12 protein-coding genes are annotated in these 12,687 nt (G+C 70.0%); 10 read left to right on the forward strand and 2 right to left on the reverse strand.

Features of this window, described 5'->3' with window-relative positions:
* Positions 1-13: 13 nt before the first annotated feature.
* On the reverse strand, positions 14-841 hold the full coding sequence (locus R9X44_RS16895; RefSeq protein WP_319815127.1) for a FadR/GntR family transcriptional regulator: 828 nt from the start codon (positions 839-841) through the stop codon (positions 14-16).
* Positions 842-1,023: 182 nt separating this feature from the next.
* On the opposite strand from R9X44_RS16895, the gene R9X44_RS16900 reads away from it, so the two are divergent.
* Positions 1,024-1,809 carry a crotonase/enoyl-CoA hydratase family protein gene (locus tag R9X44_RS16900; RefSeq protein ID WP_319815128.1) on the forward strand — a complete coding sequence of 262 codons (786 nt, stop codon included), beginning with the start codon at positions 1,024-1,026 and terminating at the stop codon, positions 1,807-1,809.
* 61 nt (positions 1,810-1,870) lie between these two features.
* Here R9X44_RS16900 and R9X44_RS16905 read toward each other — a convergent pair whose 3' ends face one another.
* Positions 1,871-3,337, reverse strand: a complete 1,467-nt coding sequence (locus tag R9X44_RS16905; protein ID WP_319815129.1) for an aldehyde dehydrogenase — start codon at positions 3,335-3,337, stop codon at positions 1,871-1,873.
* Positions 3,338-3,502: 165 nt separating this feature from the next.
* Here R9X44_RS16905 and R9X44_RS16910 point away from each other — a divergent pair, with 165 nt between their 5' ends.
* The 9 genes from R9X44_RS16910 (at position 3,503) to R9X44_RS16950 (ending at position 12,682) form a co-directional block, all read left to right on the forward strand.
* The gene (locus tag R9X44_RS16910; protein ID WP_319815130.1) at positions 3,503-4,603 is read left to right on the forward strand and encodes a lipoyl protein ligase domain-containing protein; all 1,101 of its coding nucleotides are present in this window, start codon (positions 3,503-3,505) and stop codon (positions 4,601-4,603) included.
* Positions 4,600-5,385, forward strand: coding sequence for a carotenoid biosynthesis protein (locus tag R9X44_RS16915; protein ID WP_319815131.1), 786 nt, complete (start codon positions 4,600-4,602; stop codon positions 5,383-5,385). Before R9X44_RS16910 ends, R9X44_RS16915 begins: the two co-directional genes overlap by 4 nt.
* Positions 5,382-6,548 carry a cytochrome P450 gene (locus R9X44_RS16920; RefSeq protein ID WP_319815132.1) on the forward strand — a complete coding sequence of 389 codons (1,167 nt, stop codon included), beginning with the start codon at positions 5,382-5,384 and terminating at the stop codon, positions 6,546-6,548. The genes R9X44_RS16915 and R9X44_RS16920 overlap by 4 nt, the downstream gene beginning before the upstream one ends.
* 181 nt (positions 6,549-6,729) lie before the next feature.
* Complete coding sequence (locus tag R9X44_RS16925) at positions 6,730-7,500, forward strand: ABC transporter permease (protein ID WP_319815133.1); 771 nt, start codon at positions 6,730-6,732, stop codon at positions 7,498-7,500.
* Positions 7,500-8,351, forward strand: coding sequence for an ABC transporter permease (locus tag R9X44_RS16930; RefSeq protein ID WP_319815134.1), 852 nt, complete (start codon positions 7,500-7,502; stop codon positions 8,349-8,351). The genes R9X44_RS16925 and R9X44_RS16930 overlap by 1 nt, the downstream gene beginning before the upstream one ends.
* Entirely contained in the window at positions 8,348-9,451 is a 1,104-nt protein-coding gene (locus R9X44_RS16935) for an MCE family protein (protein WP_319815135.1), read from the forward strand. The genes R9X44_RS16930 and R9X44_RS16935 overlap by 4 nt, the downstream gene beginning before the upstream one ends.
* A complete protein-coding gene (locus tag R9X44_RS16940) occupies positions 9,448-10,581 on the forward strand; it encodes an MCE family protein (RefSeq protein WP_319815136.1) in 1,134 nt (377 codons plus the stop codon). The genes R9X44_RS16935 and R9X44_RS16940 overlap by 4 nt, the downstream gene beginning before the upstream one ends.
* Complete coding sequence (locus R9X44_RS16945; RefSeq protein ID WP_319815137.1) at positions 10,578-11,657, forward strand: MlaD family protein; 1,080 nt, start codon at positions 10,578-10,580, stop codon at positions 11,655-11,657. The genes R9X44_RS16940 and R9X44_RS16945 overlap by 4 nt, the downstream gene beginning before the upstream one ends.
* Positions 11,654-12,682: an MCE family protein gene (locus tag R9X44_RS16950; protein WP_319815138.1), complete on the forward strand. Its 1,029-nt coding sequence runs from the start codon at positions 11,654-11,656 to the stop codon at positions 12,680-12,682. The genes R9X44_RS16945 and R9X44_RS16950 overlap by 4 nt, the downstream gene beginning before the upstream one ends.
* Positions 12,683-12,687: the final 5 nt, after the last annotated feature.

Genomic DNA, 12,687 nt, shown 5'->3' on the forward strand with positions numbered 1-12,687 from the left:
GCCGCCCGGGGGCTCAGCCGCCGACCTGGTGCAGCCCGCTGCGGAGCGAGGTGGCGCGGACGACGGTCATGCCCGCCTCCTTCACCGCGTAGTTCCGCGCGTGCTCCAGATGGCTGCGGGCGACGTGGGCGGCCCGGTCGGCGTCCCCCTCGGTGATCGCCTTGACCAGGGCCCGGTGGGCGGTGAGGATGCCCGCGCGGGCCTCCTCGTTCGGGTAGGTGTCCTCGACCCGTGCCCGCTGGGCCCACTGGCGCTCCTGCTCCGACCAGAGGCTCATCAGCGCGCCGAGGGTGAGGATCATCGTCTCGTTGCCGCAGGACGCCACGACCGACTCGTGGAAGGCGCGGGAGATCCGGGTGAAGGCCACCCCGTCGTCCAGCGCGGCCTCGGCCTGTTCGAGGTTCGCCCTGAGCGCGGGCAGCACGGCGGTCTCCCGGTCCGCGCGCTCGGCGCAGAGCGAGGCGGTGATCGGCACGATGTGCTTGATGGCCACGGCGAGGTCGGCGACGGTGCCGCGCCGTGACTGCAGGACGATGCCGAGCAGGTAGGCCGAGGTGTCGGCGGTGGGGACCTCGACGACGGAGCCGCCGACGTTGCCGCGGCGGACCGTGAGGAGGCCCTCGTTCTCCAGGATGCGCAGCGCCTCGCGGAGCGACGGCCTGCTGATCCGGAACTCCTCGAGCAGGTCGTCCTGCTTGGGCAGGAGGCCGCCGTTGGGGATCTCGCCGTCGATGATGCGCTCCCGCAGCACCGACGCGACGACCTCGGCGAGCCGCGGCGGACGGAACTGGCCGCGGCGCGGACCGTCGCCGGTGCTCTCCCCGGGCACCTCGTTCTCCATGGGGGCACCTCCTTGGCAGGCAAGCCTATCAGCGCAAAGACAAAAGGATGGCCGACGCCGTCGCCCGCACGGCGGCTCCCCGGGAGGCCAAGAAGATCGGTAATCTGACTCTTACTTCAAATAAATGATGGATGGTAATCTTCTTACCGATATTCCGTGACGGTCGAGGCGTGGAGGAAGGCGTGGAATCCAAGGTCCTCGTGGACCGGGACGAGCATGTCCTGGTGCTCACCATCAACCGGCCGCGGGTGCGCAACGCGGTCGACGCCGACGTCTGCGCGCTGATCGGCACCGCGCTCGAAGAGGCAGAACACGACAGCGAGGTCAGGTGCGTCGTGCTGACCGGGGCCGGCGAGGCGTCCTTCAGCTCCGGGGCCGACCTCAAGGCCATCGCGCGCGGTGAGCGCCTGGTCCCCGAGGGCATGGAGCAGTGGTCCTTCGCCGGATTCGTCCGCCACTTCACGAGCAAACCGACGATCGCCGCGGTCAACGGGACGGCGCTGGGCGGCGGGATGGAGCTGGCGCTCGCCTGCGACCTCGTCGTCGCCGTCGAGAGCGCGGTCTTCGGTCTTCCCGAGGTCAAGCGGGGACTCGTGGCCGCGGCGGGTGGCGCGTTCCGCATCACCCGCGCCCTGCCGCCGAAGATCGCGATGGAGCTGCTGATGACCGGCGCCCCCCTGACGGCCTCGGACGCGGCGGCCTGGGGCCTGGTCAACCACGTCGTCCCGGACGGCACGGCGCTCGCCAAGGCCATGGAGATCGCCCGGGTGATCTCCGCCAACGCGCCCCTCGCCGTGCAGGCGACCAAGCGCATCGCCTACGGGGCGAGGGAGGGCGCGCCGGCGGGCGAGGACACGCTGTGGGACCTCAGCGACGCGGAGGTCTCCGGCGTCTACGCCAGCGAGGACGCCCAGGAGGGACCGCGTGCCTTCGCCGAGAAGCGAGCACCGGTCTGGCGGGCCCGCTGACGCCGGCGGCGTCCGGCGGCGCGGCGGGCCCGCCTCCCTCGGCCGGGCGCGGTCGGCGCGGTCAGAGTGCCTCGCCGACCGACTTGGTCTCCAGGTACTCCTCGAACCCGAGCGTCCCCATCTCCCGGCCGAGACCGGACGACTTGTAGCCGCCGAAGGGCATGTCGGGGCCGAACCAGATGCCCCCGTTGACGCTGACCGTCCCGGTGCGCAGCCGTGCGGCGACGGCCCTGGCGCGCGGCACGTCGCCGCCGTGGACCGCGCCCGACAGCCCGTAGGGGGAGTCGTTGGCGATCCGGACCGCGTCGTCGTCGCCGTCGTGCGGGATCACCACGAGGACGGGGCCGAAGATCTCCTCGCGCGCCGTCCTCGCCTCGTTGGACAGGCCGGTGATGACGGTCGGCTCGATCCAGAAGCCCTTGTCGCGGTCGGGCCGTCCGCCGCCGGTGGCGAAGTCGCCGCCCTCGGTGAGCGCGAGCCGCAGGTAGCCCTCGACCCTGTCGCGCTGCCGCTCGGAGATGATCGGCCCGCAGAACGTGCGCCGGTCGTGCGGGTCGCCCGGCGGGTTGGCCGCCATCGTCTCGGCGACCAGGGCGACCGCCTCCTGATACCGGTCGCGGGGGACGATCAGCCGGGTCGTCAGGGCGCAGCCCTGCCCGGCGTGGGTGAGCACGGCGACGGCGGTGTACATGCAGGCGAGCGGCAGGCCCTCGCCGATGTCGTCGAGGACTATGCAGGCCGACTTGCCTCCCAGCTCGAGGAAGACCCGCTTGAGCGAGTCGCTCGCCTCCCGCATGACGGACCGCCCGGTGGCGGTGGACCCGGTGAAGGAGACCATGTCGACCCGGGGGTCCCTGCTGAGGATCGCGCCGAGTTCGTGGTCGGTGCCGGTGACGATGTTGACGACCCCGGGCGGCAGGTCGGTCTCGTCGGTGATGAGCCCGATGAGCGCCGTCGCGCACAGGGGGCTGTCGGGCGCGGGCTTGAGGACCACGGTGTTGCCCGCGGCGAGCCCGGCGCCGATCTTCGCGAGGTTCAACTGGTGGGGGAAGTTCCACGGGGTGATCGCGCCGACGACGCCGATCGGCTCCCGGTGGATCCGGCGGAAGCTGCGGATGCCCATGGACGTGGACTCGCCCATGTCGCGGTCCCAGGCGTAGTTCTCGGCATGGTCGGCGACCCACGCCAGATCGTCTATGGGCATGTCGAGCTGGGCCATCCGGGTGAGCGAGCGGGGCGCGCCGACCTCGTCGATCGTCAGCTCGCGGAGCTCCTCGCGGTGCCGCTGGAGCGCCGCGTGCAGCTGGCGTACGCAGCGGACGCGCAAGGCGTGGTCGGTCGCCCATCCCGTCGTGTCGAAGGCGGTCCGCGCCGCCGCGATCGCCTGGTCCATGTCGGCGGCCGAGGCGTCCGAGGCCCAGCCGACGACCTGCTCGGTGGCGGGGTTGACGGACGGGAACGCGGCATCGGTGTGCCGGACCTCGCCGTTGATCAGCAGTGGGGAGACACCTTCGGGCAGTGGCGACATGACGACTCCGAGGAGAGGCGGACCTGAGTATGACGCGAGCGTCATCTAATGAATCGCTCGGGATGTTGGTATGTCAAGGCCGATGCCGGTCTAGGCGCGCTGGGGCGGTCGAGTGGCGTAAAGATGGTCTAGTTTCGCTGACGTTCATGTCATAGAGTGCGCGCCATGAGCGAAATCGACCGATGGCGGTTCGTGGACGTGGGCGCGATGACAGCGCATCAGACGATGGCCCGCGGGCCCGTCCTGGGAGAGGCGATCTCCAAGGGCGGCGACCCGATCGTGCTGACCAGTGTGTGGGGCGAGACCCATGTGAACGTCGGCTGGTTCGACGACATCGACGCGACTCTCGACGTCGAGGCGTGCCGGGCCCTCGGCGTCTCGGTGGTGCGGCGGCCGATCTTCGGCGGAGGCACCGCCTTCTACCAGGAGGGCTGCACCGCGATGTGGGCCTTCAACCTGGACAAGGACAAGCACGGCGACCTCGACGCCGAACTCTCCCGGTACCAGCCGCTGTTCGCCGAGGTCCTGCGGCGGATCGGCCTCGGCGAAGTCCGTTACGAGGGATCGAGCGACCTGCGCTGGCGCGACCGCAAGCTCGGCGCGCTCATCGCCCAGGACGCCGGCACCTGCACGATGATCGGCGGGTTCATCAACCTGACCCGTCCCGACGTCGAGCTCTACCTGAAGGTCGCGCGGATCCCCGACGAGAAGTTCCGCGACAAGGTCATCAAGGACATGCGCGAGTACGTGGTCACCGCCGCGGACATCGCGGGGCATCCGGTCACCTACGAGGACCTCGTCAACGCGCTGCGAGAGGTGCTGACCGAGTCGGGGGCCGAGCTGTACGACCAGCCGATGAGCGAGGCCGAGCTGTCGGGGATGCAGGGGTACATCGACTGGTTCGCCTCGGACGACCTCATCTTCCGGGTCTCCTCGAGCCGGTTCACCGCCGCCGCCCCCGAGGGCAGCCGCACCGGGTTCGGCAACCACAAGGGCCGCAAGCTCTGCCGGGCCGGCGTCGCCCTTGACGCCGACGGCGTCGTCGTGGCGGCGATGCTGGCCGGGGACATGCACGTCGGTCCCGCCGACGTGATCGACCGGACCGCCGCCGCGCTCGTCGGCGCGCACAGCGCCGACGCGGACGACCTGCGCGCGCGGATCGCCGCGGTCTTCGAGGCCGACGACGTGCAGCAGGCCGACGAGATCCTCGGCGTCACGACCGATGACCTGTTGATCGCGGTGAAGAAGGCGGTGGCCAACGCATGACCGAGCTGTGGGGAACCATCACCGAGCGGTGGTACGTCCTGGTACTCGCCGCCGTGTTCGGCTGGGCCGCGCTCCGGGACCTCGGCCTCCGCAAGACCCTCCTGTTCAGCGTCGTCGCCTTCCTTGTCGGCGGCACGGCGGAGAACACCTCGGTCCACTGGGGCCTGCCCTACACCTCCTACTCCTTCAACGAGGAGTTCCGCGGCGACGAGCTGTGGTTCTTCGACGTGCCGCTGTTCGTGCCGCTCAGCTACTTCTTCTCGGTCTACTTCGCCTTCGCCAGCGCCCGGCTGATCCTCTCCGGACCCTGGCGGACCCGGATGCCAGGCGCGACCGGGCAGGAGTACGTGCTGGCCGTCGTGCTCGCGGTGTGGCCGGTCTGGCTGATCGACCCGATGTCGCGGCTGGGCGGCACGTACCTGGGACGGGTGTTCACCTACGACGGGCCGGGCTTCTGGTTCGGGCTGCCCTTCGCCAGCCAGACCGGCTACACCATCGTCACGGGTTCGCTTCTCGTCCTGCTGTTCTGGCTCAAGCGGGACGACCCCGACGTCCCGGTGCCCGGAGGTCTGCTGCGCCACCCCAGGGCCATCTCGCTGTTGACCTGGCACGGAACCTGGGTGCACATGGTGATCGTCGCGCTCCTGGCGAACGCCGACACCCTCGGCGGCTCCGCGATCCTCATCTATGTGCCGGCGCTCGTGCTCACCTGGATCATGTGGAGCCGCACCCGGCCCCCGGTCGCCACGGTGAGTGAGCCGCGCGAGAAGGTCGCGCAGTGATCGATGTCAGTGACGCGGCCTTCTACCGCGATCCGCACGCGGAGCTGGCGCGCCTGCGCGCGGAGACCCCCGTCTACTGGTCGGAGCCCGCCCAGATGTGGGTGCTGACCCGGCACGCGCACGTCATGGAGGCGTCGCGCGACCAGGCGAGGTTCTGCTCGCGCAAGGGGGTGCTGCTGGGGGACCGGCAGCGGGAGATCTCGGAGGGCCAGTCGATCCTCTACATGGACCCGCCCGACCACGTGCACTACCGGCGGATCGTGCTCCCCCAGTTCCACCGCAGGCGCGTCAGCCAGCTGCACGAGCGCATCCGTCAGCTGACCGTCGCGCTGCTCGACGCGATCGCGCCGGACGAGCCGTTCGACGTGGTCGAGCAGCTCGCGGTCCCGCTGCCGCTGGCCCTCATCACCGAGCTCCTCGGCGTCCCGGCCGAACCCGAGGGGATGCGGCGGCTGCGCGAGTGGAGCGACGTGGCGATGCGCGCCGCCGTCGATCCCAGCGACGAGAACCTCATCGCCGCCATGGACATCGCGGTGTACTTCCAGGACCTGCTCGACCGGCGCAGGGCCGAGGGCGGGGACGACCTGATCGTCGACCTCGTCCACGCCGAGGCGGACGGGAAGGCGCTCAGCGACTTCGAGATCGTCGGCTTCTGCATCTCGCTCCTCGTGGCGGGGAACGAGACGACGCGGAACCTCATCGCCGGAGGGCTGCGCGCCCTCGCCGAGCACCCCGACCAGGCGGCGCTGCTGCGCGCCGACCCGCAGCTGATCCCCACCGGGGTGGAGGAGATGTTGCGCTGGGTGTCGCCGTTCTCCAGCTTCGCGCGCACCGCGACCGAGGAGGTGAAGCTCGACGGGACGACCATCCGCGAGGGCGACTACGTGCTGATGATGTACCTGTCCGCCAACCGCGACGAGACGGTGTTCGGCCCCACCGCCGACCGGTTCGACGTGACGAGGAACCCGAACCCGCATCTGTCGTTCGGGCACGGCGGCCACTACTGCCTTGGCGCTCCGCTGGCCAGGATGGAGATGCAGGTCGTCCTCACCGAGGTGCTCACCAGGTTCTCCGGGCTGCGTCTCGCGGGGGAGCCCCGCCGCACGGAGTCGGCCTTCGTCAACGGCCTCGACGCGCTCCCCATGGTCTTCGAGAGCAGCTAGCGGCCGACCGAATCCCCGATTTTGACTGACTCTCACGTCATACATAACCCCACCACCCCCGCCCCCACCATGCCCTCAGTGCTGCCCAGGCGTTGCTCGCGTCTTGTTGGTTCAGAAGTTTCTTGAATGTTGCTGACGGTCACGTCATACTCTTGGGACCGCCGAGGAGGGAGGAATCAGGATGGCCGGCGTGATTTCGCGCTCGCTGACCCAGACCGGGCTGCTGATCGCCATCGCGGGCGAAGGTCTGCGCAAGACCCCCGCCGTGCGGAACTGGTGGGCGGAGTACGTCGAACAGTGCTGGTTCCTCGCGCGGATCACCATGCTGCCGGTCATGCTGATCGCCCTTCCGCTCGGCGGCACCATCGCCCTGCAGGTCGGCCAGATCGTCCAGCAGATCGGCGCGCAGTCCGGGACCGGCGCGACGGTGGTCCAGGCCCTGGTCACCCAGGTCGCCCCGGTGGCCGCCGCGCTGCTCATCTCGGGGGCGGGCGGCTCGGCGATCACCTCCGACATCGGCTCAAGGCGCATCCGCGACGAGCTCGACGCCATGGAGGTCATGGGCATCAACGCCGTCCACCGGCTCGTCCCGCCCCGGCTCTGGGCGGCGAGCACGGTCGGCGTGATGCTCTGCTCGCTGATCATCCTGTCCGGTATCGCCGGCGGCTTCTTCTTCAACGTCGTGCAGGGCGGCGTCACGCCGGGTTCGTACTTCGACGGCGCGACCTCGCTCCTCCAGCTCTCCGACCTGGTCATCACGCTGTTCAAAGCCTGGGTCTTCGGCTTCATCGCGGCTTCGGTCTCGTGCTGGAAGGGCATGACCTGCGGCTACGGCCCGAGCGGCGTCGGGCGGGCGGTGAACCAGGCGGCGGTGATCGCCGCGCTGCTGGTGTTCGCCGCCAACTACGTCATCTCGACGCTGGCCTTCGCCCTCTTCCCCCCGAGGATCTGATGACAGTTCTCCTCCCGCACCGGCTCTCCGGCATGCTGCGCGGCATGCGCCCCCGGTGGCCGTCCGGCGTCGTGGACTTCTGCACGTTCACCGGGATGGTCCTGTACCACCTTGTGGTCGACATCGGCCGCGGCCGCTACTTCAGGACGGTGCTGCGGCAGATGAGCGACATCATCTCCGGCGCGGGCGCGACTGTCCTCGGGCTCGGCATGGTGCTGGTTGTCTTCTTCATGTCCTTCTTCACCGGCACGACCGTCGGGCTCCAGGCCATCCCCGGCCTCCAGCGCCTGGGCGTCGAGTCGCTCGCCGGGATCATCGCCAGCTACGCCAACGTCCGCGAGGTCACCCCGATCATCGCCGGCATCGCGCTTGTCTTCCAGCTCGGCGCGTCCTTCACCGCCGAGCTCGGCGCGATGCGGATCTCCGAGGAGATCGACGCCCTCGAGGTCATGGGCATCAACTCGCTCGCCTTCCTCGTGTGCACGCGGGTGGCGGCCACCCTCGCCGCGCTGCTCCCGCTCTACCTGCTCGCGCTGTTCGCGAGCTTCGCCGCGACCCGGCTGATCTCGGTGAACTTCTTCAGCGTCTCGCCGGGGATCTACGACTACTACTTCCGGCTCTACCTGCCGCCCATCGACGTGTTCTACAGCGTGGTCAAGGTCGCCGTCTTCGCGGTGATCATCATCATCGTGCACTGCTACCGGGGCTTCAACGCGGTCGGCGGCCCGGTCGGCGTCGGGGTGGCGACCGGCCTCGCCATCCGCGAGTCGATGGTCACGATCATCATCGTCAACCTTCTGCTGTCCTACATCTTCTGGGGCCACGGCGGGACGGTGAACCTCACCGGATGAGAACCAACGACCTCACGCCCCGCTCACGCAGGCGCTACGGCTCGATCGGCGCGGCGGTCATCGCCTGCAGCCTCCTCACCGCGCTCCTCGCGACCCGGCAGACCCATCCCGGCGCGGCCTACCTCAAGGCGAGCTTCGGCAGGGCGGGCGAGGGCCTCGACCAGCACTCCACGGTCAAGATCCGGGGCGTCACGGTCGGCGGCGTCGCCTCGGTCGAGCTGACGCCGCAGGGCCGTGCCCTCGTCACGATCCGGCTCGACCCCGGGGTGAAGGCCCCGACAGACTCGGTGGCCGCGATCATGCCGCTGTCGATCTTCGGTCCGAAGTACATCGACCTGCGGCCCGGCCCGGGCGAGTCCACCGGCCCGTACCTTGCCGACGGGGCCACGGTGCGCCAGACCAGGGATCCCGAGGACCTCACCGACGCCGCCGAACCGGCCAAGCGCCTGCTCCAGGCCATCGGCCCCGACGATCTGGCGACCATACTCTCGACGCTGGGAAAGGGCCTCGACGGACGCGGCACCGAACTCGCCGGCCTCGTGGACGACTCCTCGGCCCTGCTCGGCCTCATGGTCCGCCGGAAGCGGTCGATCGAAGGGCTCCTCACCGACGGGACCGCCCTCACCGGCACCCTCGCCGCCCACCGCGACGACGTCGCGACCACCGTCCGCAGCCTCGACGCGCTCGCCCCGGTGATCGGCGACCGGCCGGACGAGATCGACGCCCTGCTGACCGGGCTGACCGAGTCCACCCAGATCCTCGACGAGATCCTCTCCGCGCACCCGAAGGCGATCGGGAACATCCTCGACGCCGTCGTCCCGCCGTTCGACGCGCTCTACCGGTACCGCCGCTATCTCCCCGACCTGATCAACGGCGGCATCGCGGTCCTCACCCAGCTGACCGGCATCGTCCGGGTGCCGGGACCCCACAACACGCTGCTCTCCCGGGTCACGGTGCACATCGACCCGTCGAACGTGCTGTGCGACACCCTGCCCGGCGTGTGCGGCCCGATCGTCCCGGCGATCCCCGACAAGCCGGACCCGAAGAAGCCGAGCCAGAAGAAGCCGAGCCCGAAGAAGCCGAACGGAGGCGGGAGATGAGCGCCCGGACCGCAGGCGGCCGCCGCAGGCCGGGACCAGACCGGAGCGCGGCCTGGAGGTTCTCCCTCTTCGCGGTCGTCACCGCCGCCCTGGCGCTCTTCATGGCCTTCCGGATCGTCGGGACGGACCTCGGGTCCCACTACCGGCTGCACGCCAGGTTCGACAACGTCAACGGGCTGCGTCAGGGAGACCTGGTCAAGGTCGCGGGGACGCCCGTCGGACGTGTCGCGGGCGTCAAGGTCGACAAGGGGGCCGCCGTCGTCACCATGACCGTGCGGCGCGCGGTCAAGTTGCCCGACGACTCGGCCGCGGTCGTCCGCTGGCGCGACCTGATCGGCGAGCGCGAGGTCATGCTCGAACCGGGGACGAGCCCCAGGTCACTGACGGCCGGGCAGACGATGACGCGGACCCGTTCCGCGGTCGACCTCGGCGCGCTCATCAACGATCTCGGCCCGCTGATCGGCGGCATCGACCCCGCCGACGTCAACAAGATCCTCCAGGCGTTCGCCGTCGCCCTCGACGGCAACGGCGACGACGTCGGCCAGATCACGGCGAACCTGGCGAGCCTGCTCAAGGTCATGGGAACCCAGACCGGGACGATCCAGCAGATGGTCGCGGACTACAAGACGATCACCGACGCGCTGGCCGCCCGCGACCGGCAGATCGGCGCGACCATCGACAACATCACGACGCTCACCGCGGCCTTCGCCACGAACAGCGACGTGGTCGACGACGGCATCGTCCAGCTGAGCGATCTCATGGCCCGGCTGAACAAGGTGATCGGCCCGTCGAGCGCCGACCTCGCCGCGCTCCTCGACAGTTCGGCCGACCTCATGGAGATCACGCACCAGCACATCGGCGTGATCGAGAAGCTGATCAAGGGCATGCCGACCGCGCTCCAGGCCATGCTGTCGATCCTGAACGGCGGCCACTTCGTGCGGGCCAACGCGCTGTGCATCAACATCGTCTACACCGACACCTGTCCGTTCCCGTGGAACCTGCCGCCCCCGCCGGCCGCCGGGAGCGGGGGCGGGGCCGCGAAACCGGCCGAGCTGACCTCCGCACAGCAGCAGACCTTCGTGTCGATGATGAAGCTGATGCTGCTCGGCAGCGAGGTGAGGAAGCCATGAAGGCCCTGAGCCGGCGGCGCAGAGCCAGGTCGCTGCGCGACCGCGACCCCAAGGCGCTCGCCCTGGTCACCGTGCCGCTGGTCGCCGTCCTGCTGATCTCCGTCTACGCCTTCGGCGCGCTCGGGCTCGGGACGCGCGGGTACACCGTCAGCGGGGTCTTCGCCTCCTCCGGCGGGCTCCAGACCGGCAGCCAGGTCCAGCTCGCCGGGGTCCAGGTCGGCCGGGTCACCGCCATCAGGCCGGACTTCGCCCACGGCCACGTCATCGTGGAATGGAAGGTCGACGGGGGCATCGAGCTCGGGCCGCGGACCCGCGCCGACATCAGGCTCGCGAACCTGCTCGGCGGCCAGTACGTCAAGCTCTCCGGGCCGGTCGCCGAACCGTATCTCGAGTCGCTTCCCGAAGCGCGGCGGCGGATTCCGCTGGAGCGCACGAGCATCCCCTACACCCTCAACAAGACGCTGGACTCCGCGACGGGGCTGGCGGGCGGGCTCGACACCAAGGCGATCGACCGGCTGCTGGCCGAGGCGTCCCGGGTGGAGCTGCCGTCCCGGCGGGAGCTCCAGGATCTGCTCGCCGACCTGGGCAAGGTCGGCAAGACCCTGAACGACGACTTCCCGAAGATCGCCGCGATCATCGCCAACGGCGAGAAGCTGACCGGCACGCTCAGCGCCAAGGACCAGCAGCTCGGCCAGCTCCTCGAGTACGGCAGGACCCTTCTCGCCGAGCTGGCCAGACGCAAGGAGCGGCTCGCCGCGGCGCTGGGCGACGGCAGCACCGTCGTGAAGAACCTGAGCGAACTGCTCGACACCAGGCAGGCCCAGCTCCAGAAGGTCCTCGACGGACTCCACCTCACGACCGAGGCGCTGACCGGCGACAACCTCGCCTCGCTGAACGTCACGTTCGCGTGGTTCGGGCCCGCCTTCTTCGGGCTCGGTCTCGCCGGCAACCACGACGGCCGGTGGACCGAGGGGGGCTTTGTGGGATTCGGCCCGCTGCAGCCCGGTCTGTTCGGGCCGCAGCCCAACTTCAATCCGCCCAACTTCCCGTTGGTCCCGACGGGAGAGGTCCAGTGATCCGCCACGCCAAGGCCGTCCTTGCCACCGCCGTGACCGCCGCGCTCGCCGCAGCGCTCACCGCATGCTCCGTCCTGCCGGGCGGGCAGGGTTACCGGGTCACCGCCTACTTCACCAAGGCTGTCTCGTTCTATCCGGGCTCGCGGGTCCAGGTCATGGGCGTGAACATCGGCAGGGTCGAGGACGTCGTCCCGGACGGCGACCGGGTCAAGGTCGTCGCGACGATCGACGACGGTGTCCCGCTGCCGGCCTCGGTGACGGCGGCCATCGTCCCGCTGAGCCTGATCGGCGAACGCACCCTCACCTTCACCCCCGCCTGGAAGCCCGGTGACGCCAGGCTTTCCGACGGGGCGGTCATCCCGAAGGAGCGGACGAGCGTCCCCGTCGAGGTGAACGACGCACTCCGGTCGTTCTCCACCCTGCTCGGCAGCTTCGACCCGACCAAGACCGACGCCCTGCTCGACAAGTCGGGACGGATGCTGTCGGGCAACGGGGCAGGGATCAACCAGGCGCTTGAGCAGACGGCGAGGCTCGCCGACGCCTTCGCCGGACAGGACGAGCGGCTGCTGAAGGTCGCCGACGACCTGAACCGGCTCGCCTCGGTGGTGCGCGGCCGCGAGAAGGTACTCGGCTCGCTGGTAGACGACTTCGGCAAGACGTCGCGGGCGCTGCAGGAGGAGCGGGCGGACATCAAGACCCTCATCGAGAGCGCCGCCGACCTCGCCGAGAAGGGCGGCGTCCTGATCAAGATGTACCAGGGCACGCTGCCCCGCGACATCGTGAGCCTCGGCCAGATCGCGCTGACCCTGCAGGGCAACGCCGAGAGCCTCGGCAAGTTCCTCGAGGCGATGCCCGGCCTGAGCTACCAGTTCGTCAACGGCTACGACGAGAAGCAGCGCGCCGTCGTCAGCCGCGTCTCCCTCGACAACTTCCTGCGCGCCTACGTCACCGCGATCCTGCGCGAGCCACGTCCCAACTCCCAGGTCCCGTGCCCGCTGCCGCCCCCCTACTCCAACTGCATCTAGGAGCC

The organism is Actinocorallia sp. A-T 12471 (genome assembly GCF_033875155.1).
Taxonomy (GTDB): Bacteria; Actinomycetota; Actinomycetes; order Streptosporangiales; family Streptosporangiaceae; genus Actinocorallia.